Annotated in this window: 22 protein-coding genes and 3 pseudogenes; 3 read left to right on the plus strand and 22 right to left on the minus strand. The window is 58.1% G+C overall.

Annotation, left to right across the window (positions count from 1 at the left end; translation table 11 throughout):
• Positions 1–7: 7 nt before the first annotated feature.
• The 3 genes from KJA79_RS16470 to KJA79_RS16480 form a co-directional block, all read right to left on the minus strand.
• On the minus strand, positions 8–1,657 hold the full coding sequence (locus KJA79_RS16470) for an efflux RND transporter periplasmic adaptor subunit (RefSeq protein ID WP_213043156.1): 1,650 nt from the start codon (positions 1,655–1,657) through the stop codon (positions 8–10).
• A 48-nt stretch (positions 1,658–1,705) separates the two neighbouring features.
• Positions 1,706–2,983 carry a TolC family protein gene (locus tag KJA79_RS16475; RefSeq protein ID WP_213043157.1) on the minus strand — a complete coding sequence of 426 codons (1,278 nt, stop codon included), beginning with the start codon at positions 2,981–2,983 and terminating at the stop codon, positions 1,706–1,708.
• Between the two features lie 151 nt (positions 2,984–3,134).
• Positions 3,135–3,500: a hypothetical protein gene (locus tag KJA79_RS16480; protein WP_213043158.1), complete on the minus strand. Its 366-nt coding sequence runs from the start codon at positions 3,498–3,500 to the stop codon at positions 3,135–3,137.
• A gap of 791 nt (positions 3,501–4,291) precedes the next feature.
• Between KJA79_RS16480 and KJA79_RS16485 the strand changes: the two genes are divergently transcribed.
• Positions 4,292–4,765: a hypothetical protein gene (locus KJA79_RS16485; RefSeq protein WP_213043159.1), complete on the plus strand. Its 474-nt coding sequence runs from the start codon at positions 4,292–4,294 to the stop codon at positions 4,763–4,765.
• On the opposite strand, the gene KJA79_RS16490 is transcribed toward KJA79_RS16485, so the two are convergent.
• From KJA79_RS16490 to merT, 5 genes are all read right to left on the minus strand, one after another.
• Complete coding sequence (locus tag KJA79_RS16490) at positions 4,766–4,939, minus strand: hypothetical protein (RefSeq protein ID WP_213043160.1); 174 nt, start codon at positions 4,937–4,939, stop codon at positions 4,766–4,768.
• Positions 4,940–5,135: 196 nt separating this feature from the next.
• The gene (gene merA / locus KJA79_RS16495) at positions 5,136–6,572 is read right to left on the minus strand and encodes a mercury(II) reductase (RefSeq protein WP_213043161.1); all 1,437 of its coding nucleotides are present in this window, start codon (positions 6,570–6,572) and stop codon (positions 5,136–5,138) included.
• A 40-nt stretch (positions 6,573–6,612) separates the two neighbouring features.
• Positions 6,613–6,858 (minus strand): hypothetical protein, encoded by a 246-nt coding sequence (locus tag KJA79_RS16500; RefSeq protein ID WP_213043162.1) that lies wholly within the window; start codon positions 6,856–6,858, stop codon positions 6,613–6,615.
• A gap of 8 nt (positions 6,859–6,866) precedes the next feature.
• A complete protein-coding gene (gene merP / locus KJA79_RS16505; protein ID WP_213043163.1) occupies positions 6,867–7,145 on the minus strand; it encodes a mercury resistance system periplasmic binding protein MerP in 279 nt (92 codons plus the stop codon).
• Positions 7,146–7,156: 11 nt separating this feature from the next.
• On the minus strand, positions 7,157–7,507 hold the full coding sequence (gene merT, locus KJA79_RS16510) for a mercuric ion transporter MerT (RefSeq protein ID WP_213043164.1): 351 nt from the start codon (positions 7,505–7,507) through the stop codon (positions 7,157–7,159).
• A gap of 222 nt (positions 7,508–7,729) precedes the next feature.
• Between merT and merR the strand changes: the two genes are divergently transcribed.
• A complete protein-coding gene (gene merR / locus KJA79_RS16515) occupies positions 7,730–8,128 on the plus strand; it encodes a mercury resistance transcriptional regulator MerR (RefSeq protein ID WP_213043165.1) in 399 nt (132 codons plus the stop codon).
• 271 nt (positions 8,129–8,399) lie between these two features.
• Here merR and KJA79_RS16520 read toward each other — a convergent pair.
• The 3 genes and pseudogenes from KJA79_RS16520 to KJA79_RS22870 all read right to left on the minus strand — a co-directional run.
• A pseudogene (locus KJA79_RS16520) lies at positions 8,400–8,984 on the minus strand (transposase); the annotation flags it as partial.
• Between the two features lie 86 nt (positions 8,985–9,070).
• Complete coding sequence (gene ltrA / locus KJA79_RS16525) at positions 9,071–10,630, minus strand: group II intron reverse transcriptase/maturase (protein ID WP_213043166.1); 1,560 nt, start codon at positions 10,628–10,630, stop codon at positions 9,071–9,073.
• 564 nt (positions 10,631–11,194) lie between these two features.
• Positions 11,195–11,873: pseudogene (locus KJA79_RS22870) on the minus strand (IS3 family transposase); the annotation flags it as partial.
• Positions 11,874–11,938: 65 nt separating this feature from the next.
• On the opposite strand from KJA79_RS22870, the pseudogene istB reads away from it, so the two are divergent.
• Positions 11,939–12,514, plus strand: a pseudogene (gene istB / locus KJA79_RS16540) (IS21-like element helper ATPase IstB); the annotation flags it as partial.
• Positions 12,515–12,674: 160 nt separating this feature from the next.
• Here the strand turns inward: istB and KJA79_RS16545 are convergent.
• The 11 genes from KJA79_RS16545 to lepA form a co-directional block, all read right to left on the minus strand.
• Positions 12,675–13,091 (minus strand): hypothetical protein, encoded by a 417-nt coding sequence (locus tag KJA79_RS16545; RefSeq protein ID WP_213043170.1) that lies wholly within the window; start codon positions 13,089–13,091, stop codon positions 12,675–12,677.
• Positions 13,092–13,484: 393 nt separating this feature from the next.
• Positions 13,485–14,120, minus strand: coding sequence for a glycerol-3-phosphate 1-O-acyltransferase PlsY (gene plsY, locus KJA79_RS16550; RefSeq protein WP_213043171.1), 636 nt, complete (start codon positions 14,118–14,120; stop codon positions 13,485–13,487).
• Positions 14,121–14,405: 285 nt separating this feature from the next.
• Positions 14,406–15,056, minus strand: coding sequence for a glycerol-3-phosphate 1-O-acyltransferase PlsY (gene plsY / locus KJA79_RS16555; protein WP_213043172.1), 651 nt, complete (start codon positions 15,054–15,056; stop codon positions 14,406–14,408).
• Positions 15,057–15,104: 48 nt separating this feature from the next.
• The gene (gene pgsA / locus KJA79_RS16560) at positions 15,105–15,719 is read right to left on the minus strand and encodes a CDP-diacylglycerol--glycerol-3-phosphate 3-phosphatidyltransferase (RefSeq protein ID WP_213043173.1); all 615 of its coding nucleotides are present in this window, start codon (positions 15,717–15,719) and stop codon (positions 15,105–15,107) included.
• A gap of 33 nt (positions 15,720–15,752) precedes the next feature.
• Positions 15,753–16,790, minus strand: coding sequence for a KpsF/GutQ family sugar-phosphate isomerase (locus KJA79_RS16565; protein ID WP_246507733.1), 1,038 nt, complete (start codon positions 16,788–16,790; stop codon positions 15,753–15,755).
• Positions 16,757–17,590 carry a 3-deoxy-8-phosphooctulonate synthase gene (gene kdsA / locus KJA79_RS16570; RefSeq protein ID WP_213043174.1) on the minus strand — a complete coding sequence of 278 codons (834 nt, stop codon included), beginning with the start codon at positions 17,588–17,590 and terminating at the stop codon, positions 16,757–16,759. Before kdsA ends, KJA79_RS16565 begins: the two co-directional genes overlap by 34 nt.
• Before the next feature lie 151 nt (positions 17,591–17,741).
• Positions 17,742–19,343: a CTP synthase gene (gene pyrG / locus KJA79_RS16575; RefSeq protein WP_213043175.1), complete on the minus strand. Its 1,602-nt coding sequence runs from the start codon at positions 19,341–19,343 to the stop codon at positions 17,742–17,744.
• Positions 19,344–19,377: 34 nt separating this feature from the next.
• Positions 19,378–20,169: a 3-deoxy-manno-octulosonate cytidylyltransferase gene (gene kdsB / locus KJA79_RS16580; protein WP_213043176.1), complete on the minus strand. Its 792-nt coding sequence runs from the start codon at positions 20,167–20,169 to the stop codon at positions 19,378–19,380.
• A complete protein-coding gene (rfaE1, locus tag KJA79_RS16585) occupies positions 20,150–21,223 on the minus strand; it encodes a D-glycero-beta-D-manno-heptose-7-phosphate kinase (protein WP_213043177.1) in 1,074 nt (357 codons plus the stop codon). The genes kdsB and rfaE1 overlap by 20 nt, the downstream gene beginning before the upstream one ends.
• Positions 21,184–21,963, minus strand: a complete 780-nt coding sequence (gene lepB / locus KJA79_RS16590) for a signal peptidase I (protein ID WP_213043178.1) — start codon at positions 21,961–21,963, stop codon at positions 21,184–21,186. The genes rfaE1 and lepB overlap by 40 nt, the downstream gene beginning before the upstream one ends.
• Positions 21,960–23,771, minus strand: coding sequence for a translation elongation factor 4 (gene lepA / locus KJA79_RS16595; protein ID WP_213043590.1), 1,812 nt, complete (start codon positions 23,769–23,771; stop codon positions 21,960–21,962). Before lepA ends, lepB begins: the two co-directional genes overlap by 4 nt.
• Positions 23,772–23,855 lie beyond the last annotated feature (84 nt).

Consider the following 23,855-nt stretch of genomic DNA (forward strand, 5'->3'; position numbering starts at 1 on the left):
CTCCTTTTCACATTCCCTGCATGCCAGACATACCCCCGCCGCCGCCTGCGGTGACGGAAAACATTTCCTTCACATCGGCCTCGCCAGCACGCTGCACGGTGACGGTCAGGTCCCACCGGCCACCCATGCCAAGATTGACCTTCGCCTCATAGGCCCCGTCCTTACCGGGTTTCATCGGCACCGTGGCCGGCATCATACCCGGCATCGGCATCGTGTAGGTGAGCTGAACTTTTGCGTTGACGACCAGATTGCCTCCCTCACCTTTCACGGTGACCCGGATGAGATTTTCGCCAATCCGCGGTGAGGCGGGTTCTGTCGAGAGCGCAAGAGTCAGTCCCCCTGCCTTCTTGTCTCCCGACGCCTTCGCCATTTGCGTAGTCTTCTCCGGCTGTGTTTCTCCCATTGGCATGCCACCCATGTCCATCTGTCCCATCTGCGCCTGTTCCATTTTGATGCCGCCCATCCCCAGCGAACCCATCATGTCCATGGCGGCCATGAGCTTGCTCTCCGAATCGATCAGAAAGTTTCCGGATGTCACCACCCGGTCACCTGCCTCGATCCCCTCCTGAACCTCATAAAAGGCTCCGATTTTTGGTCCCACCTTGACTTCCCGTGGTTCAAAAAGCCCTTCCCCGCGAACCAGAAAGACCTGCTTCCGCGTTCCAGAGTCCAGCACCGCCTGTTCGGGAACCGCGACCTGGTTTCCGCGATTGATCTTGAGCAGCACGTCTCCGTACATCTCCGGCTTGAGTCGTAAACCAGGGTTCGGTAATTCCAGGCGGACTTTGACGGTACGAGCTTGCTCGTTCAGGTAGGGGTAGATGTACGAGACCCGTCCATAAAACGGTTGTCCTGGATACGAGGAGAACGTGATAGCGGCTTGCTGATCCACCTTGACAAACGGGACCTCGAACTCGTAGATCTCGGCATTCACCCAGACCGTCGACAAGTCCGCGATCGTGTAGAGCCTCATCCCGGGCTCCACAAACATCCCCCTGAAGACTTTTTTCTCGGTGACGTAGCCGCTGAAGGGCGAATAGATCGGTATCGCGGTCTTGGCCTTGCCCCTCCGAGCCAACTCGTCGAGCTGTTGATCCGAGACCGTCCACAGGCGCAACCGGTCGCGTGCCGCGTCCACCATGTGCTCCGCCTGCTCTTGCACTTCGGCAAGAGGACTGTCTTTCACCTTGGCTTGCGTTCGCAGCGCCAGCAGGTACTCATCCTGGCTGGCGACCAAGTCAGGGCTGTACAGTGTGAACAGCGGCTGACCCTTGTGCACGACCTGTCCCGTATAGTCCACCAAGAGCTCTTCCACCCATCCCGAGACCCGCAGGTTGATATGCGTAATGCGTTCTTCGTTGTAGTCCACTCTGCCGACCGCCCGGACGGTGGTCTCAAGCGGACGTGTTTCGACCACCGCTGTCTTCACGCCAATCAACTGCTGTTTCGTCGGCGTCACCATGGCATAGGCCTGGGGAGGACCGGTTTCCTGGCTCGGAGACATCGGCATCCCCTGCAGGCTGCGCTCCTTCTGCTCCGTCTGGCTTTGATCGGACGTCTTCTCGTCAGGGGGAAGGACTTGGTGTCGCTCCCATCCGGTCATGAACCATGACCCGAGCGTCAGCATCACGATTCCAGCTCCGGTCGCGATCCACATGGTTCGTCTTTGACTCCACATTTTCGTCATCATGACATCCCTCACTCTTTACAATTCCGTGCCGATGACCTGTTCGAGCTCAGCCACGCGGGATTCGCGATCGACCAGCACTCGCCAGTACGCCAGTTGAAACTCCCGCAAGGCCCGGTCTGCGTCGATAAGATCCAGAAAGGACGTCCTCCCAGTGCGATACCCGGCCCGCGCGGCTTCCACGCCCTGCTCGGCCTGGGGCAGCACCGTGGTCCGGTACAGCACCGCCACTTCCCAACTCGCCCGGACTTTTGCCAGCAGGTCCCGGATCTGGAAGCGGGTCTGGTTTTCCGCTAGGTGGAGGTCTGCGCGTGCCGCCGCGACCGCCGCCCCAGCCTCTCGCACTCTGGCGTCGTACTTCGGCTTGGTCCAGAAGGCGAACGGCATGTTGATGGACACCACGGCGCCGAACCCGTCGTTCGCATGAAAGTTCTGGAAACGCTGGAACGCCACACTGACATCCGGGTAGTACTGGCGCTGGGCCAGCGCACGAGACTGTTCACTCCGCTGAATGGACAATTCGGCAGCCTTCAGTTCCGGTCTGGCCTGCACCGCCATCGGATACAGGTCCTCAAGGTCTTTCTCGAACCGCCCCTCACGCGGCTCCTGTGGAGGCCCCAACGGAAACCGTGGGTCCCGATCCAACAGTGTGTTCAGTCCACCCTGGGCGCTGTCGCGACGCTGTTCCAGAAGGGGGAGTTGCTGATACAGGGTGGAGAGCTCGACCTGGGCTTTCAATACATCGACCTGACTGCCCTTCCCAGTGCGGAACTTCGCCGTCGCGATCTCAAACAACTGTTTGAGCAGGTCGATTTGCTCGTGGTGGATTTGGAGCGCCTTATGTGCAAAAAACAGGTCGTAGTAGGCCTGCTTGAGGCGGGCGATCAGGTCCCGTTCCTTCGCGCGCAAGGCCTGCTCAGTCATGTCGGCCGAGCGACTGGCCACTTCCCCCTTGAGGGCCAGCTTGCCTGGGAACGGAAATGTTTGCGACACACCAAAGATCGCATTCTGCGTTTGTGTCACGTTGAAGGTCTGGGGGAAATTCCAGAGCTGAACTGATAGTGTCGGATCATCCAGCGACCGCGCTTGCGGCACCCGTTGTGTGGCCGCTTCCACGTGCTGCCGCGCCGCCTGGATTTCAGGATTCCGCGCCAAGACGTCCTGGATCAACCCTGACAAGCCCAACGTCGCTGACTGAACGCGTTCATCCGCATCGGCACGGTCTGGGAGTCCACCGACACACATCACTCCGGCCACGGCCATCGTGAGGCACTGGCGTAATGGATTCCATCTCATGAGAATCCTCCTTCACAAACTCTTGGGCTCGGTACTCCAGCTGAACAACCGGTTCTCGGTGCAAACGACCGAGCAGAACGGCCTAAGTCGTCCAGCACGAAGACTGAGCAGTAGGATTTAGAACAGGTTGAGAAAACTCAGGATGGGAGGATCAAATGCGAAGCACGATGGTGCTCGTCCGAAGCAGTTGAGACGAACTGTCTGAAGGTAAGGGGAACGGAGGCTTGAAAATCCCGTCTAGCGGCGGCGATGAGAGGAGAGAACCCAAAAGCGCGTCTTCCACCCACAGCAGTGGGCCATCATAGGACGGCTGGGGCTGACTCGATGCCTCGACAGTGAACGTCTTAAACGCGTCGCAGACCTGCCGTGCCGGTTGCTCTTCAGGTGTGGAACAGCCATTGCCCATCTCCGTGCTTGAACTGCTGCTCACCGGCAAGAGGCAGGCATAGGCGTTGAAGCTCAACACGAGAAGAAGCAGTACCAAGGTCGTTGAGAGGAAAGGACGGAAGCGGCGCATGGAGCGTCTCCTGAACAGGGAAACCTTACCACTCTTTCAGTCTGCTCGCAAGAGTGCCCCGCCTCTGACTGTTATACCACTGGTCGCAAAATCGATGAACGTCTGAGCCTGAGGTTCGATCCATTGCGGACCGGTGCCGGAAACTTTGCAGTCGCAGCACATCGTAACCACGTTGGCTATCCACCGTTCAATCGGTTTCGTCGATTCTCCCGCCATTTCCACCTCCTCTGACGGTCTGGGCAAGACTTTCATGAATTCTTGAACAATTAAGAACTTCCGAGATTCGACATGCAAAGAGATTGCATCTTCGGACAGAACAAGAAGGACCATCAGGCACGCCACAAACTGTAGGAAACTGGCGTGAGATTCCGTTCCGACAGAGAAATTTGTTGGCTATCCTTTTTCAACAGTACACCACTCAACAACGGGGTGAGCCATGGAGAAGAAACGAGTGAAGAACCCCCATGCCGTCGCATTGGGCCGTTTGGGGCTCAGAAGGGAGGCCGAGCAAGAACCCTTGCCATGACACACGAACAGCGACGTGCGGCGGCTCGTCATGCTGTCCAAATTAGATGGTCAAAGGAAAAGATGGAGAACAGGTAGCCGATGAATTACCCATTACAAGAGCTGAGGGCCATAACTTTGCTACGGCGTAGAGTGACTCCCATATATTTGTCATGACATCATCCACATTGCTTAAACCTGCGGTTGCAGCCTCCCAATAGCTGTCTGTCGCGCACGCTTTCGGATGATTTGTTGAGTAAACACAATATTTAAACCACTTCAATTGTATGCAACCAGACAAGATAACAAAATTGGAACAAGGCCAGATGCTGCCAAAGCGGCTTATTCACTATTCAGCTGCCCGTCGTGGGGCGACGTACTGTCCCAAATCAAACCATAATTTTGCTGACCACATGGTCACTCTGCTCGTTGAAGTGCTTAAAGACTACGAAGGATGCATCATGAACATTGGAGGGTATACCCCTCCATACCAGCCTGGGACCTACCCAGAGGGATTCCTGGATATCAGTCTCTATACTCATGACTTACCTGAGGTCGCAATCGGAATTGTGTTTGGTGAGAAGAATCCAGAAGGTTATCCAGTACGGAGGGAGTTCGAATCGGAGGCCTGGCAAAGAGAGCGCCACAATCCGCTACTCACTAACTTGACGGCCATCAATTTCGATGAGGCCTGGAGAATTGTCTGCCTTCTGGGCCAACGACTCAAGGTTCAGAGTCTCACGCTCTCGTACGGAACGTAATTAGCTCTGCTCATCCGTTAGCGTGACCCATACGTCATTGATGGCAAGAACCTCAATGGCATATTTGCCATGGGTGGCGATGAAATTCCCAAGTACATACACCATTGCCGAACAGCCTGCTGCCGCCTGGTGTAATCGTTTAATCAATTCAGATCGAATCAGCTCTGGTCCCAAGTGGATACACGCAATCAAAGTAGCCACCCGTTCGCATGGAAAACGGCCACTGTATCGAAAATGATACTGCGCTACATGTTTGGAATTGTTGGACCTAGTTAGACCGGATCAATGCAAATCGGTAACAAGACAGTGTCTCCTTAACGAGGGAGCTTACGATAGTACGGGTTGATGCTGTCCCAATCTCGGCGTTCCTCTACTCTGCACAGCAGCTCATTTTTGACACGTCTTTTGTGTACGACAGCGCGGCTATTTTTAGCGCCTCGGACATTGTTGGATAGACGTGCAGCATGTGGGCGAAGTCGTCGATACTCGCACCAAAACGAAGCCCCATTGCCGCTTCGTGAATCACCTCCGCCGCGTTCATGCCGTGCATTGACACCCCCAGCACCTTCTTCGTGTTCCGGTCCGCCACCATCTTCAGGACCCCTCTGGCCTCCCGGACCGCCCCAGCTCTGGGAACGAGGGACATAGGAATAAGGCGACAATCGCACGCGTACCCGCGAGCATTGGCCTCCGCATCCGAAAGTCCGACTACGCCCACTTGCGGGTCGGTAAAAATCGCTCGCGGAATCACGGCGTGATTTACCTGACGGCCCCCTTTGCCGTTCAGAGCATTCTCGGCGGCAATCCCGCCGTCCTGCGCACCCACAGGAGTCGCCATCTGGCTTCCAGTGTAGGAACCAATCACGTCTCCGGCAGCATACACGTGCCCGGCAGAAGTGCGCAGCTCCTCATTCACCTTCACGAAGCCACGTTCATCCAGATCGACTCCTGGAAATTCAAGCCCGAGATGTTCCGTATTCGGTGTGCGCCCCGTGGCAACAAGCAGCTTCGCCGCCTTCAGTTCCTTCTGCCGCCCATCCACCTGGAGCGTGACAACGACTTGCCGTTCATCGCCATGCACCCGGCTCACCGTGGCTTTCGTATGGATGGCAATGCCCTCCTCACGAAAGACGGCTGCCACTGATTGGGCAATCTCCGGCTCGTAGGCCGAAAGAATTTGCTCTCCGCGTTCCAGAATAGTGACGCTGGTGCCGAAGCGCGAGAACATCTGGCCCAGCTCAAGAGCGATGTAGCCGCCACCGATGATGATGAGCGACGCCGGAAGTTCTGTGAGCTCGATGTCTTCGTGATTGGTGAGCAGGTCGCTTGTGAGATAAGGCGTTTCATGAAGCCCTTGAATGTCTGGCACTGTGGGCGAGCTTCCAGTCGCGACAAGGAACCGAGGCGCTGAGAGAACCTGTCCGTTCACTGTCACCTCGTTGGGGCCGCTGAAGCGGGCTGCTCCTTCAACAATGCGGATGCTTTTAGAGTTGGAGATAATGCTCTGATACTTCTTGCCCCGGTAGTCTTCAATCACGGCATCCTTCTGCTGGATAAGCGCGCGGAAGTCGAAGCTCATTGAGGCAGGAGAGAGCCCTGGGTAGCGCGGATTCTTCGAATCGTAGAGTATTTTCGCGGCTTCGATGAGGTTCTTTGACGGCAAGCAGCCACGGTTTACACATGTTCCCCCGAGCGTTCGCACCTCGGTCATCGCGGCCGTTTTTCCTCTTTCTGCCGCACGAAGCGCTGCAGCAAACGCCGTCGAGCCGGAACCGAGAATCACAAGGTCAAATTCCTCCGCCATCATTTCCCCTCCTGGGTGTGTTGTCCGAGAATTGGCTTCAGGGTCACGCGCACTTCTGGCGCCGCACGAAGTAATAGCCCAGCACGGCCACTCCGATGAACAGAACAAGAAGGCCCATCAATAGGGCATCGTTGAGAATGAACCCGAGGCCAAGAGCGGTGACCGGACCGGCGACCATAAACGGCGCGAAGCAGCAGAGTGCTGCAAACGCTGCGCCGCTTATGCCGACCGCCATGAGCGTTCGGCCCACCCATGATGGCGCCTCGTGACTATGTGTTTTCCCGTCCATTGCGTCTCCTACGGGTGAACGGTGGAGGGATAGCCCGCGTTCTTGGTGGCCTCCAGCAGCGCCTCGACCTTGGTCTTGGCGTCATCGAAGGTGACAAGGGCTTCCTTCTTCTCCAAGTTGACATCGATGTTCTCGACGCCTTCGACCTTGTTCAGCGCTTTCTTAATCGTGATCGGGCAGGCCGCGCAGGTCATGCCACTCACCGACAGGGTGACCGTTTGCGTGGCGGCCCAGGCGAGCGCGCTTAAGACGGCCGAGAGGGCGATGACAGTGATGAACTTTTTCATGCGTTTTCCTTTCAGCAAAACAGCGGCAGAATGTAGGGGAAGGCACGCGCGATCCCCGTCAGTGCGGCCACGATCCAAAAGATGGTCTTGTACGCCGTCTTAACGTGCGGCACGGCACAGACCTCCCCCGGCTTGCAGGCTTGCGCGGGTCGGAAGATACGCCGGTAGGCGAAGAAGAGCGCCACGAGTGCTGCGCCGATAAAAATTGGACGATACGGTTCGAGCACCGTCAGATTGCCGATCCACGCGCCGCTGAAGCCAATCGCCACCAACACGAGCGGGCCGAGACAGCAGATCGAGGCGAGGATCGCCGCGAGGCCGCCGATACCCAAGGCGCCGCGACCATTGTGCGGTTCAGACACAGGGTTCTCTTTCTCCGACCTGGACAACCTCTCCATGCACCACCTATTTTCGAGCGCCCGCAGGACACGCGGCCAGACACAGCAGACCAGCTATCGGTACCCAGCACGATCCCACTCAGCGGTCCCTTTCCACTCCATGAAGCCACGGCCTGTTTCTCCAACTCTTGCCCATTGATTCCAGTCTAAACTCCGTACTACGGTACGGAATCAAGGGGAATCTTCATGGCTTCAGAATTAACGATAGGCCGAGTGGCGAAGCTGGCCGGGGTGAATGTCGAGACGATCCGTTATTACCAGAGACGGAGGCTGCTAGCCGAGCCGGACAAGCCGCACATGGGCTATCGGCGGTATTCGGCGGACATCGTGAAACACATCCGCTTCATTAAGCGGGCGCAAGCCCTTGGGTTCACATTGGAGGAAATCGCCGAACTGCTACGGCTGGAGGAAGCCCGCGCCTGTGCGGAGACTCGCGCCCTGGCTGCCCACAAGATGGAGCTGATTGACTGGAAACTGACGGGCCTCGCGGCGATGCGGAAAGCGTTAGCTGGTCTGGTTCAGCAGTGCGATAGGAAACAACCGGCGAAGGGCTGCCCGATCATTCATGTGCTCGAACAGGATTAAGTGTCCCCTTCATCAGAGAGGTGGCTACTTTGAATGTGAAAGGATGGCTACTTTCGTTGCAAACAGGTGGCCAGTTTGAATGCGAACAGGTGGCTGTTTTGGCGCGAATACGCACCCAAGGCATTAGCGATCCAAACGCTCAAAGGCTTACCATTGACTTGCTCGTTAAAGTAGATCGATACCCCGGAGCCATATTCATTGTGGTGACTATAATGCCCACGGTAGATATGGATTATTGCCTGGCCGATGTACTGTACAGTGGACCCCTCCGTCAAGACACTAATGCAGTGAGTTTAAGAGGGTAACCGTTTACATGCAGCGGAACGGCGCTGCCCCGGTGTTCTGTGTCTTGTTGTGTTTCTGGGCGAGGGTGTTCGGTCTTACCGAATTGATCCACAATCCTGGCTCCGCCTCCACTCGCGGTCCGGTAGACCTCGTCCGGCGTCACGTAATTCAACGACTGGTGTCGTCGCTCCGTGTTGTAAAACACAAAGTAGTCCGTTAATCCCCGCTGTAATTCAGACAGCGTGCTGTACCCTCTCAGATAAACGTCTTCGTACTTGACGCTCCGCCAGAGCCGTTCCACAAAGATGTTGTCCAAGGCCCGCCCGCGCCCGTCCATGCTGATGGCGATGCCGTGCGCCGTGAGCACACCGGTGAACGCCTCTGAGGTGAACTGGCAGCCTTGATCGGTGTTGAAGATCTCGGGGGTGCCGTAGCTCTGCAAGGCGTGCTCCAGACCGTCCACGCAGAACCCGCTCTCCAGCATGTTCGACAAGCGCCAGGCCAGCACGCGACGCGAATACCAGTCGAGCACGGCCATCAGGTACACAAATCCACGCGCGAGGCGGATGTACGGGTTGAGTAGGACGCGCGCGCCATTCCGGTCTTGCGACCAGCGGTTTCGCACGCCCTCTCGCCGAACCGGACATGCACCTTTCGCTATGCATCCGGCTCTCCAGCAAACGTGGTGAAGTCAGGATGTTGCATCCAACCCCGCTTGTAGCGCTCTACCTTGAGCAACGACATCTGAAATTGCTCGCAACCATCTTCTTGCCAGACCCGACGCGTGCGTCGGATACGACTGGGACGGCGGTGGCGTAACAGCGTGCGTACGTGGGCCTTCGGGTACTTCTTGCACATCCATCGCCAGAGTCGGTCGCCGACATACCAGTCCAGATTCGACAGGATGTCTTTGGCTCCGGTGCAGTGACGATAGAAGTGGGCCCACCCACGCAGGATGGGGTTGAGTTTCTGGAGGAGTTCGATCAACGGCAGTGGTGTGGTTGCTCGTCCAGTGAGTTGCTTGACCTTGTACCGCAGATCGGCAACCTTCTCCTTCGGAACCTCGATGCGCGGTGTCCATCCATACCGCGTATCCCATCGCATTCTGACCCGGTGTCCAAGGAACTCGAACCCATCGGTCAGAGGAGTGATGCGCGTCTTTTCGGGTGAGAGTGTCAACCCCATGCTTTGCTGCAGTACGGTCGCCAGCTCCTCCCGTTCAGCCGCTGCATCCTCTGCAGCACCACTGACAAGGACGATAAAGTCGTCGGCATAGCGGACCGGGAAATACACCGGTCGGCCGGCCCGGCGGTCGGAAGAACGTGCCTCCATCGCCGCGGTGATGCCATCGCAACTCCGTCGCGCCCTGCGCTTGGTCTGATGATTGACCCAGCGCTCATATCGCTCTTCGATGACTGACAGAGCGATGTTGGCAAGCAAGGGCGAGATGATTCCGCCCTGAGTGGTGCCAGCGTCGGTTCGCAGAAACTGCTCTTCCGAGAGTGCCCCGGCTTTCAGGAACTGCACCAGCAACCGATTCACCCTGCGATCCGCGCAGTGCTGACGCACGCGGTTCATCAGCAGGTGGTGGTCGATATGATCGAAGCAGCCCTTAATGTCCCCCTCGACCACCCATTGATACGGGGTGTCGTGACGCTTTCCGTCTACTGTGCTTGTCTTGCGTGGCCGCGTGGCCATGCGAATATGCTCGAGTGCGCCGTGGCAGCCCCGCCCCGGACGGAATCCGTACGAGACATGCCAGAAGCGTGCTTCGAGTATGGGCTCCAGAAACTGCTTGATCGCCGCTTGCACGACGCGATCAGTGACCGTGGGAATTCCCAAGGGTCGGAATTGCCCTGGTTTGCCCGGCTTGGGGATGAGTTTGCGACGGCACGGACTCGGCCAGTAGACGCCGCGCCTGAGTGCTCGGTGCAATGCTCCCAAGTAAGCGCCTTCACCCTGTTGCTGGCGAATGCGGCCCACGGTCATCCCGTCGATACCTGGTGTGCGCTGCCCTTTGTTCCGGGCCACGCGATCCCAGGCGCATCGTAAGCTACGGATATCTGTGATCCAGTTCCACAGTTCACGATACGCTTCGCCGGGATGCTGTTGACTCCACTGATACAGCGTTCGTTGCACGCCGAGTAGCCACACCGTATCGGTGTGAAGATCCGAGTCCACGGATCGTTCCTCCGGCTTCAAACGCGTATCGCTCACCTGTCCCCCTTCGCCATGTGGCCGGTTTTCCCGACCTCGGACTACTACGGAGACTCCGTCCCCATTGACCTTCGTACCCGGTCGCCGCGGATAGCCCTTGTCCGTCAAAGGCGAATGCCAATAGGTTCCCATGTTCCGATTCCCGACCTGTGTGTCTGTAGGTGACGTGCTCTACCCCTGGTGGCTCTGGACGATGGCTCAGAGGACATCCCATCGTCGGATGCGCGGGGCGCATCCTTCAGTTGGCAACATCAAGACCAACCGAATCGCACCACAATCCCTCCACGCCATTCCGTCATTGAGGGTTGGCTGCTCTAAATACAGAGGCTTCCGGCGCACGCTTCGTTGTCTCACCATAGACCCTGTGGTAGCCCGGCTCGTGGGGAGTGGCCCACGCCCGGTACTGTTCAGGCTGCTCTGCTTATGACACCCCGCCATCGGCACGTGGCGGAGCTTTGCAGCCCCCTTCCGCTCGGTTTCCTTCCCGAGCGGGGCAGCATTCCAGCTGCCGGTCGGCAACCAGCCGGCGTGATTGGTCTTTCTCCAACCGCGCCTGCATGGCGCACTAATATCCGTACTCCAGACCTGGTTGGGCCGTGTGACCACCACGCCTCGAAGCAAGTACGGATGCACCGGGTGCTGCAGGTGTGGGCGACTGGTATTCGGCCCCGGGGCCATGCCCGAAAGACCCAGGATGCCCATCAACCGCTGGACCCGCTTGCGGTTGATCGGGTGCCCGACCCCGCGCAGGTACTGCCGGATCTTGCGGCTGCCGTAAAACGGATGCCGGGTGTATTCCGCGTCAATCAGTCCGAGCAATGTCCATTCCTGCGCGTCCGGTGTGGCGGCGGAGTGTGGCGCATAGAGCGTGGACCGCGTCACCCCGGTCAGGGCACATTGCCGGGTCAGGGGCAGTGGTTCATGAGGGCCCACCCAGCCTCTCCGCGCGGCTACAGGCATAGCCCAGACTTTTTTTGAGCCAGTCCAGCTCCATCTTGAGCCGCCCGATCTCGGAATAGAGCCGTTCCGGACTCGCCGACGGGTCCGCCGGTTTCGGACCGCGCTTGGCGTCGAAGAGGTCTGCCGCCTGGGCGTGCAGTTCCTTCTTCCACTGCCCCACCTGAGTCGGATGAACCCCGTATTCCTGGGCAATCTCGTTCACCGTCTTGACCGCTCGGGTCGCCTCCAGGGCCACTTTGGCCTTGAACGTCCCACTGAAATGTTTGCGCGGACGTGCACTCATGACCTGCTCCTTTTTACAGCAGGCTACCACCTTAAACGACTGTCCGGAAATTGGGGTCCACTATACGGTTCCCCAGCAGCGCCACGTTGGAAGCTCTCGATTATCGACACCCGCGGGGAATCGAGAAAAGCGTGATCGCGTCCCTGGCCACGGGTCAGTGGATTCGCAGTCATGACAATGTGTTGATCGTGGGGCCGACCGGTGCGGGCAAGACGTATCTGGCCTGTGCGTTGGCCCAGATGGCCTGCCGGCTGGGCTTCTCCGCCTTGTATTTGCGACTGCCGCGGTTCTTCCGGGACCTGGCGATCGCCAAAGGCGATGGCCGCTATGGCCGCGTGCTCCGGAGTCTCGCCAAGACGGACCTCGTGGTGCTGGACGACTGGGGGCTGGCTCCCTTGACCGACGAGCACCGCCGCGATCTCTTGGAACTCCTCGATGATCGCCACGGGCGGCGGGCCACCCTCGTGGCCAGTCAACTCCCGATCGATCACTGGCACACGGCGATCGGGGAGCCGACGCTCGCCGATGCCATTCTTGACCGGCTCGTGCACAATGCCTATAAGATCACGTTGAAAGGAGAATCGATGCGCAAACGACTGGCGAAATCAGGCGGAAGTCGGCCACCGAAGACAGATCACTGAGGCCCTGCGTCGCGGGGCTCCGAGGGGTGGCCGGATTCGCTCGGAATCGGCGGCCGGATTCAGCGGAATACGCAAAAAGCATCGGTGTCATTTACTTGTTCGCTATATTATCCCTGGACTTCTATTCTTGGGTGGCGTGTTGTACGGGTGGATGGTCCTATTACCGGAGTTGAAAGCCCAATTTCTGGATCATTGAGGCAAGAGTCTCGAAGTCATGCCGCAATCGCGTTGCCCGCCAGATATAAAGGCTGGATAACTGGGGAGATGACAGCCTGAAACGAATGTCATAATCCTGATCAAAGTAAGGTTCGATACACCAATGGTAAAACAGTTGTGGCGGTTGAGCGATCGGGTCTTCGCGAAGAAGACGAGCTAATTTACGACCAATTTGAATCGAGGTTTCAAACACCACATACGGACCGAGTCCACGATACCGATGTCCCTCGCAAGAGGCGATCGTGCGCATGAGACCGGTGCGGTTCATGGTTGCCACCAATGGGGCAATGCCTGGATCGATGGTGGAGTAGGGTCGTGGTGGTCGCTCTGTTTGGGATAACGAAGTCAAAAGCTGCAACATCTTCACCTCCAGTTTATCTTTAAAGAAGCGTAGTGTGACTGAGACTTGTGAAATGGCAGGGATTCCTGCCAGCTTGGAAATACACTTGGCAGGTGATTTCAACGAACGCGAACAGCTGCGGATACGCTTAGCAAGGCGCTAACCGATGAAGCTTTAGCACAGCTTTTTACTCAGGACAGCAAGCCAGACGAGCCAAAGCCAATCACCAACCTATGGGTCTTTCATCTACGCCACAGGCTTCGTTTGCAGTATCCGGGAAAAAGGAATAGCGCAGGTCTGTGCCAGGCTGCATCAATTTCCAGACTATTGCAGCCATTAGTGGTTCAGCACGCATCGGAGTGTAGGCCTGCCTAACACCCTTAGCGGTCTATCGATTGGAATGGCACCTACTCCTCAACGAGGAGCGACTTGATCAGAGGGACGATCACCAATGCGCCGTTCTGTACCCATCCAGAGACGGACAAGATTATCGGTATGCTTGGACCAGATGAGGATAGTCACCAGACAGGCGAATAACACGAAGAGCCAGGATCGATGAAACAGCAGCGCCACAACTGGAAACAATCCAAAGGCGACGAGTGCGCCACCGGAAGAATATTTCCACAATAAAACCACTCCGACCCATATGCCCATGAGGGTGAGCCCGACCCAGGGGGCGACCCCCAGCACCGCTCCTAAGGCCGTGGCCACGCCCTTCCCTCCTTTGAAATTCAGAAAGACGGAATGGAGATGCCCAACGATAGACGCCAGAGCCACGAGCAGAATAGCGGATTCTTGGTGGAACAGTAGAGTACCTATCCATCCGACGAGCCATCCCTTCCCAATGTCACCGACCAACGTCAGGATCCCAGCCTTTTTCCCGCCGACCCGCAAGACATTGGTGAATCCGACATTCCGGCTCCCCGCCAGCCTGGGATCAGGCGAGCCCAACCATCGTGATACGACGACGCCGAAAGGAATCGATCCTAAAAGATACCCTCCGATACTTGCCAAGAACACCACCCAAATCAAAGAGCTCTCTCCAAACACGATTCGAAATATTCTAAGGATTTACTAGCCTATTGGCTGAAGACTCGAAAGTAGCTGATCCTGTTGCCTCATACTTGAGAGAAACATTCTGGCAAATCTGTTTTCTCTACCGATACTGCGTTTGATACGCGCTTCGACGCGGAGCGTGTCTGAAACAGCAGAGAACGTCCAACTCATTCGTCGCTATTTTCATAGAAAAATCATGGTCTTATCATGCCGCATCTTTGTATGGAAAATTACTTCCGACCGCGCCTCTGTCAACAGATTTAGTTCGCGTAATTACTGTTACCGTCTGGGAAAAACTTTCATACATTCTTGGATAATCAAGAGCTTGCGAGATTCGACATGTAAGGATTTTGCTTCTTCGGACAACAGACGAACGAGATTGTCCTTATGTCTCGTCCAAATAAGGAGGCTCACGGTGCAGGCAAATCCGATAAAGAGCCAGGAGCGATGAAACAGGAGCGACACGATCGGAAACATGGCAAAGGCAAACAGCGCGCCTCCTGAGGAATACCTCCAGAGGACCACTGCGCCAATCCAGAGCCCCATCAGCGTGAGTCCGATCCACGGAGCGACGCCCAATGCGGCGCCCAGCGCCGTCGCTACGCCTTTTCCCCCTTTGAATCCGAGGAAGAGGGAGTGCAAATGGCCGATGATCGAGGCCAAGGCGACGCCCAACACGGCTGCCTCTTGCTGCAGAAGCAGGGTTGCCGCCCACCCTGCCGCCCATCCCTTCCCGATGTCACCGGCTAATGTCAGCACGCCGGCCTTTTTCCCACTCACCCGTAGGACGTTGGTAAATCCGACATTCTTGCTGCCTGCTGATCGTGGATCGACAGTGCCCAGCAGGCGTGACACCACCACGCCAAACGGAATGGACCCCAGGAGATAGCCGAAGAGAGTGAGAAAACCGATGAGCCAGGGACTGTCCATCAATCGTTGACCGGATCGTCGAATGTCGGCGACCGACGGCCTGAGTGACTACAGGCCCTTCGCCCCGACCTGACGCCAGAAACTCCAGACATATTGCGCGCCTGACACATAGCCCAGGATGAGGGAGAGATACAAGGTGACAATGCCGGCCAGATGCAAGTTGCCGATCATTTCCACCACGGTGCCTTCAAGGAGCAGTAGGACGATGGCGACTACCTGCAAGGCCATTTTGTATTTACCGGTGACTTCGGCCGACATGATCATCCCTTCGGAAGCCGCAATCGCGCGAAGGCCGGTGACTGCGACTTCCCGAGCGATGATCAGAATCGCCACCAGCGCGGTGACCCGATCAACCTGCACCAGCAGGATCAACGCGGAAAGGACGAGCAGCTTGTCGGCGATGGGATCCAAGAGCCGGCCCAGTTTCGTGATCTGGCCGGTTTTCCGTGCGACGTAGCCGTCCAGTAAATCCGTCACTGCCGCGATAACGAACACAATGGCGGCCGCAAGGGATCGATCCGGTGTGGGGTCGAGCAGGAGCATGACGAACACCGGAATCAGCAGAATCCGGACGAGCGTCAGTACGTTGGGCAGATTGATATTACTTTCCTGCCCTGCCGACCGCATCAAGACCAGCCCGGCTTCTTTCCAGCTTTCTCCCATGATCCTGTCTGCTTTGTCTGCGTAATGACTTCCTTACACAATGCCGTGTTTGAGCAGGTCATGCAAGTGGATCACACCAGCCAGCCGATTCGGTGGTTCGATGACCACTAAGGCCGTGATCGAATATTGTTCCATCATCGCCACGGCCGTCGTGGCCAGTTCATCCGGTCCGATGGTTTTTGGATGGCGACTCGCGAGATCGCCGGCCGTGACCTTGCTGAAGTCCCCGCCTGCCTGGATAAAGCGACGCAGGTCGCCGTCGGTGACGATCCCGTACAAGGTGCCCTTGGCATTCACGACGGTCGTCAGTCCGAGTTTCTTCGAAGTCATCTCCAATATCGTGTCCGCGCCGGATACATCGGCGCGCACACGAGGCAGATGTGCTTCCCGATGCATGAGATCACGCACCTTGACGAGCAACCGGCGGCCCAGGCTGCCGCCAGGATGGAATTGTGCAAAATCGTCGTGCTTGAATCCCCGCTTCTGCAGCAGCGCGACTGCTAAGGCGTCGCCCATGGCGAGGGTCGCGGTCGTACTGGCGGTCGGGGCCAAGCCCAGCGGGCAGGCCTCCTCATCGACCGAGACGTCCAGCGTGACATCGCTGTTCTTCGCCAACGTCGAGGTCATCTTGCCCGTCATGCCCACGACAGGCACATTCAACCGTTTCACGAAGGGCAGCAGTTGGAGCACCTCTTGCGTTTCCCCGCTGTTTGAAATTGCGATCAGCACGTCCCGGCGTGCCAGCATGCCCAAATCGCCATGCACGCCCTCGGCCGGATGCAAAAAGAACGATGGGGTTCCGGTGCTGGCTAAGGTTGCCGCAATCTTCTGACCGATGAGGCCCGACTTGCCCATGCCTGATATGACGACTTTCCCCTGGCATTCAAACAGAAAATTGACGGCTTGGGCGAATCGGTCGTCGAGTCGAGCTTTGAGGTCCTGGACGGCGCGAGCCTCGATGTCCAATACGCGAATCCCCTCCCGCACGCTCGCGTCGGCAGACGGACGCCGTGAGGCGCGGGGGTTATGCGTGGAGTTTATCGGCTTGGCGGTGTTGCGGCTGCGTCGCATATACGTAGTACCCGTGAGAGAAGTGAGTGAAGCGCGTTGAGCGGAACCATGTTCGGTCCATCGGACAAGGCGGAGTCGGGGTCAGGGTGGACTTCCATGAAGAACCCGTCGCAGCCGGCTCCTGCCGCCGCGCAAGCTAAGGGTTCGACGAATTCACGCTGGCCGCTGGATTTCGTGCCGCCCCCACCAGGCAGCTGCACACTGTGCGTGGCATCGAAGACCACGGGGTATCCGAAGCGACGCATGATGGGAAACGAACGCATGTCGACCACCAGGTTGTTGTAGCCGAACGACGAGCCCCGTTCCGTCAGCACAATACGGCGGTTGCCGGCGTCTTCCACTTTCTTGACGGCGTTGCCCATTTCCGGAGGCGAAAGAAACTGCCCCTTCTTGATGTTCACGACCTTGCCGGTTTTGGCGGCGGCAATCAACAAATCGGTCTGGCGACAGAGGAAGGCCGGAATCTGCAGAATGTCCACCACGCGTCCCGCCTCGGTGGCCTGCTCCTCCGTGTGGACATCGGTCAACACCGGGACACCGATCTGTTGCTTGACCTTGGCGAGGATGGCCAGCCCCTTGTCCAGACCGGGCCCTCGGAACGAGGTGATGGAGGTGCGATTGGCCTTATCGAAGGACGATTTAAACACATAGGGCATGCCGAGCGCCTTGGTGATGTCCGCGATGCGTCCCGCCGTGTCCATGACGAGTTGTTCGCTCTCGATCACGCAAGGGCCCGCGATCAAAAATGGCTTATGCCCTGCCCCGATCTTAAACTGTCCTAAATCCACTTCGTGCGCCATAGTCTCCAATGAGTGTCGTGTAAGTCAGGGGATGCTCAAACTGGTCTTTCAGCAAGGCCGCAGACGAGACAGAACCGCAGGCGTAGCGGAGCTACGTCGAGGATTGTGCCGAGTCGAGAACGCCGTTGAAAGGCAGTTTCAGCATTCCTGTTCAGTGGCCGCACTTGCGGCGCAACGCCGCCCCCACAAACCCGCTGAACAACGGGTGGGGGTGATGGGGCCGTGATTTGTACTCGGGATGAAACTGCGTAGCCAGGAACCAAGGGTGGTTCGGCAGTTCGACGATTTCCACCAGGCGTCCATCCGGCGACAAGCCGCTGAGCACCAATCCCTTGGCCGTCAGTTGTTCACGATAGGCGTTATTGAACTCGTACCGATGCCGGTGTCGTTCCCGCACCTCGCTGACACCGTACATTTTTTGCGCCAAGGTGCCCTCACCCAACTTGCAGGCATAGGCCCCGAGTCGCATCGTGCCGCCCTTCTCGTTGACGGATTGCTGGTCGGACATGAGATGAATGACCGGATGTGGCGACTGCGCATCGAACTCAGCGCTGTTGGCGCCTGCCAGACCGGCGACATTCCGCGCGAATTCGATCGTGGCGCATTGCATGCCCAGACAGAGCCCGAGGAACGGAATCTGATGCTCTCGCGCATACTGAATCGTGATGATCTTGCCCTCGATGCCGCGCGCGCCAAACCCGCCAGGGATGAGAATGCCGTCGGCCTCGCGCAGGATCCGTTCCGTCCCCTGACGTTCCACATCTTCGGATTCGATCCAGGTGACGTTGACCCGGGTTTCGTGGTCGATTCCGCCATGCACCAGGGCTTCCGCCAGGCTCTTGTAACATTCCTTCAGCCCGGCATATTTGCCGACGAGTGCGATGGACACTTCGTGTTTGGGATGCTTGATCTTCTGCACCATCGCATCCCACTCGCGCAGGTTGGGCGGACCCGTCTCCAGTTTGAGCTGGCGCACGATCAGTTCATCCAGCCCCTCCTTACGGAAGACGATGGGGACTTCGTAGATCGTCTCGACGTCTTTGGCGGTGATCACCGCGTCCTTCTCCACGTTGCAGAACATGGCGATCTTCGCCTTGAGCTCCGGCGGGAGATACCGGTCGGTGCGGCAGAGTAGAATATTCGGCTGAATACCGATTTCACGCAGCTTGTTGACGGAATGCTGGGTCGGCTTGGTCTTGAGCTCACCGGCGGCCCCGATGTACGGCACCAAGGTGAGATGCACATAGAGGACGTTGTCGCGCCCCACGTCGTAGGGAATCTGGCGAATGGCTTCCAGAAACGGCAGACTTTCGATGTCGCCCACCGTCCCGCCGATTTCGACGATCGTGACGTCCATGCCCTGCGAGATCCGCATGATGCACTGCTTGATCTCATCGGTGACATGCGGCACGACCTGTACGGTTCCACCGAGGTAATCGCCGCGACGCTCCTTCGAAATGACGGAATGGTAGATCCGGCCGGTCGTGTAGTTGTTCTCGCGCGTCAAGGTCAACGAGGTATACCGTTCGTAGTGCCCAAGATCCAGGTCTGTCTCCGCCCCGTCTTCCGTGACGTATACTTCGCCATGCTGGTAGGGGTTCATGGTGCCGGGATCGACGTTGATGTACGGGTCGAGCTTCAAGAACGTGATCTTCAATCCCCGGCTTTCCAAGAGGTTGCCGATGGATGCGGAAGCCAGCCCCTTTCCGAGCGATGAGACGACTCCTCCGGTCACAAAGATCAGCTTGCTCATCGTGGCACCTTCTGTGTGTGAATGCGGCGTAACTTCATGCTTGAGTGATCCCGAGACTGGTCGTGCCGCCGCATAGTTGTTCCAGCGCGCCCGGCACGTCGTCGGGGCTATCGATGCGGACCGACTGATGGGCGGTTTCCCACACGCGGATCCGAATGCCGTGTTCCAGTGCGCGCAATTGTTCGAGCTTTTCCGCTTCTTCCAATGTTCCCGTCGGCAACGCGGTGAGCCGGCTCAACGTCTCGCGGGTGTAGATGTACAGGCCCAGGTGAATGAAATGTAAGCCTGGCACGGCGGCTCGTTTCGGGTCGTCGCGCACCAATGGAATCGGTGCTCGTGAAAAATACAAGGCATAGCCGTCGCGATCCGTGGTCACCTTCACGACACCTGGGTTATGAAGGTCTTGGTCGGACTCGATCTGTCGCTTCAAGGTTCCCATCGGCGCGTCGCTCGCCAGAAACGGTTCCACCAGGTCGGTGATCAGGTCGGGATGGAGAAGAATTTCGTCTCCCTGTAGGTCGACGTAACAGTCGCCACCTCTGGCCTGCGCGACGGCAGCCACGCGATCCGTGCCGGTGCGATAGGGCTCCGTCATGATGACCACCTTCCCCCCGAATCGCTCGACAGCTGTCTGGATACGTTCGTCATCCGTGGCGACCAGCACCTCGTCCACCACGCGGCATGCCTTGGCCTGTTCGTAGACATGTTGGATCATTGGCTTGCCCATCAGGTTCACCAGCGGCTTACCGGGAAACCGCGACGATCCGTAGCGGGCTGGAATCACGACCGTGACCGAACGTTTCACGTCAGCTCTGCCCCAGGGCATCCGCCAGCTGGGTTGCGGTGACGGTGGCGGTGCCGACCATGCCCACGACCACCCCGGCGGCTTGATTCGCGAGCATGGCGGCTTCCCGCATGCTTGCGCCGGTCGAAAGGGCCAAGGCCAACGTCCCGACGACCGTGTCGCCGGCTCCCGTGACGTCATACACCTGACGGGCACGCGTGGGAATGTGCCAGTGGTCGCCGTGACTCTGGTACACACTCATGCCCCGTTCCCCTCTGGTCACGAGAACAGTCTGGCACCCCAGTCGCTGGCGAAGGATCATTCCGGCTTTGTTGATCGTCTTGTCATCCTCCCCTTGCACGCCGGCGGCCTGGGTGGCCTCAAGATGGTTGGGGGTAACGACGGTCACACCTTTGTAATAGCTGAAATGTTCCACTTTGGGATCGACGATGATGGGGATCTTGCGCTGTCCGGCCAGGCGAGTCAACTCCGTCATCAGCGAGGCCGTCACGACACCCTTGGCATAGTCCGAGACGACCAGGCAGGAGAGCTCTTTCAAGCGGGATTCCACATAGCGAAGCATGCGACGTTGCAGGAGACTGGAGAGTTCGTTACGCCGTTCCACGTCGTAGCGGACGATCTGCTGGTTGTGGGCGACGACCCGGGACTTCCTCGTGGTCGGGCGGCTCTGATCGATAATGACCCCGCCTCGCCCTTGGCGGCGTCCGCCTAATTCCTTCAACAAGAGTCGCCCGCTCTCGTCCGCGCCGATGACGCCGCAAATATCCGCTTGGCCGCCGAGCGCCAGAATATTATTGAACACATTGGCTGCGCCGCCGAGCTTCAGAGATTCCGACTCGACGTGCACGACGGGCACAGGGGCTTCCGGCGAAATGCGGCTGACCCTGCCCCAGACGTAGTGATCCAGAATCAGGTCCCCGATGACCAGGACACTGGCTTGGGGAAAGCGCTGGATGTATGTGGCGAGGGCAGCCTGATCCACCGTCGGATCCTCGCCCGCCTGCCCGTTCGACGCTCCGGTTTGCCCGGACCGCCCTACTGGATGGCTTTTCCTAACCTTTCCCATCGTACCCATTCCGTCCACGATCCTTGGCCGCTCCACGACCAGTAAATGCGAAATGCTTTGCCGCGCACCTTCTCCGTGCGGACATACCCCCAAAACCGACTGTCGAGACTGTGATCCCGGTTGTCTCCCATGACGAAATACGCGTCCTCCGGCACGGTGACAGGCCCGAAGTTGTCTCGCGGGCTGATGTGCCCGTCATGGATAGGAGGGTCCGTGTGTTGCGTAAAGGCATGATCGTCGAACGGCGTCCCATTGATGTGCACCACTTTGTTGCGCACCTGGATGGTATCGCCGGGCAACCCGATCACGCGTTTGATGAAATCCTTGTCCTCATCTTCCGGAAAGCGAAACACGATGATGTCCCCGCGCTGGATCGATCCGAAGGGAATGAGCGTACGCGAGGAATAGCAGGTGACCGGGGGAAACCCCGGCTGAAACTTGCAGTCGGTCGGCCACTGCAATCCATACGACAGCTTGCTGACCAGAATATGATCACCGACCAGAAGCGTGGGTATCATCGAGCCGGAAGGAATCTTAAAGGCTTGCACCACGAAGACGCGAATCGCGAAGGCGAGCAGCATCGCAATGATGATCGCTTCCGCATACTCTCGCAGGATCGATTTGTGTGTCGGCTGGTCGGCAACCGCAGCGCGGGGTTCCCCGGCCGACGGGTCCGACTGCGTGGGGGGCGGAACAGGGCTCGTCGAGGCAGGGACTTCGTCGGGGCGTGGATTAGGGTCGACGCTCATTCCTCGCCCACCCTCAGGATGGCGAGAAACGCCTCTTGCGGCACTTCCACGCGGCCCACCGCCTTCATGCGCTTCTTACCTTCCTTCTGCTTCTCCCACAGTTTTCGCTTACGGGAAATGTCGCCGCCGTAGCATTTGGCCGTGACATTCTTCTTGATGGCGCCGATGGTTTCGCGCGCGATGATCTTGTTGCCGATGGCCGCCTGAATCGCGATCTCGAACATTTGCTTCGGAATCAGTTCCTTCATTTTCTCGGCGACTTGCCGTCCACGTTGATAGGCCCGTTCCTTGTGCGTGATGAACGAGAGGGCGTCGACCGGCTCGCCGTTGAGCAGAATGTCGAGGCGGACCAACTCGGATTCCCGATACCCGAGGAGTTCGTAGTCGAGTGACGCATATCCCTGGGTCTTGGACTTCAGCTTGTCGTAAAAATCCAGGATGACTTCATTGAGCGGCAGTTCATAGGTGACGACCACGCGGGTCGGGTCTAAATAGTGGATGCTCCGCTGGATGCCGCGCCGTTCCTGACACAGTTGCAACAAGGCGCCGAGATACCGTTCCGGAGCGATCAGTGTGGCCAGAATGAATGGTTCTTCGAACGACTCGATGGAACTGGGCTCCGGCAGATCCGCCGGGTTGTTCAGCTCCAGCACGTCGCCGCTGGTGGTGAGGATCCGGTAGATGACGGTCGGGGCAGTCGTAATGAGCGTCAGTCCGTACTCGCGTTCCAGGCGTTCTTGAATGATCTCCATGTGCAACAAGCCAAGGAAGCCACAGCGGAACCCGAACCCGAGCGCCAGCGAGGTTTCCGGCTCATAGATGAACGAGGAGTCATTCAGCCGCAGTTTGAGCAGGGCGTCGCGCAGGTCTTCGTAGCGGGCGGTATCTGTGGAATAGAGGCCGCAAAAGACCAGCGGCTTCACCTCCTTATAGCCGGGAAACGGCTGATCGGTCGGTCGGGCGGCGTCGGTGATGGTATCGCCGATCTTCACGTCGGCCACCTCTTTCATATTCGCGCAGAGATACCCGACCTCACCGGTCAGCAGTTGCGTGCCCTTGGTTCGTTTGGGGGTGAACTGTCCGACTTCCGTCACTTCAAACAGGCGATCGTTCGACATCACTTTGATTTTCATACCCGGGCGTACGGCGCCGTCGATGATGCGAGTCAACACGATCACACCCTGATAGTTGTCGAACCAGGAATCAAAGATGAGCGCCTTGAGCGGACGCGAGGGGTCGCCGGACGGGGGCGGAATCCGCTTCACGATCGCCTCGAGGACCTCCGGCACGCCGAGGCCCTCTTTGGCGCTGACCAGCATGGCATCGCTCGCGTCCAGGGCCAACACGTCGGAGATCTGCTGCTTCGTCCCTTCCACATCGGCGCTGGCGAGGTCGATCTTATTGATGACCGGGATAATCGTATGATGGCTGCCCATCGCCAGGTTCACGTTCGCGATCGTTTGCGCCTGCACGCCCTGCGTGGCGTCCACCAGCAGGAGAGATCCTTCGCAGGCCGCGAGACTGCGCGACACTTCGTACGTGAAATCGACGTGTCCGGGTGTATCGATCAGATGCAGTAAATAGATCTTCCCGTCCAGCGCCTTGTAGCGGATGGCCACCGCGTGAGCTTTGATCGTGATACCACGCTCACGCTCCAGGTCCATCGCGTCGAGGATCTGCTCCTTCGCTTCCCGGGCAGTCACTGCGCCAGTTGCGTCGAGGAGCCGGTCGGCGAGGGTCGATTTACCGTGATCGATATGGGCGATGATCGAGAAATTTCGGATGAGACTTTGCAAATCCTGGCTCATGTTCCCCAAAATCGGTTCATTATAGTGACCGCCTCCAAGGTTGTCAAAGAAATCGCCCGCCGGTATAATCCGCGCGCGGCGCGG

The organism is Nitrospira defluvii (genome assembly GCF_905220995.1).
GTDB classification, from domain to species: Bacteria; Nitrospirota; Nitrospiria; order Nitrospirales; family Nitrospiraceae; genus Nitrospira_A; species Nitrospira_A defluvii_C.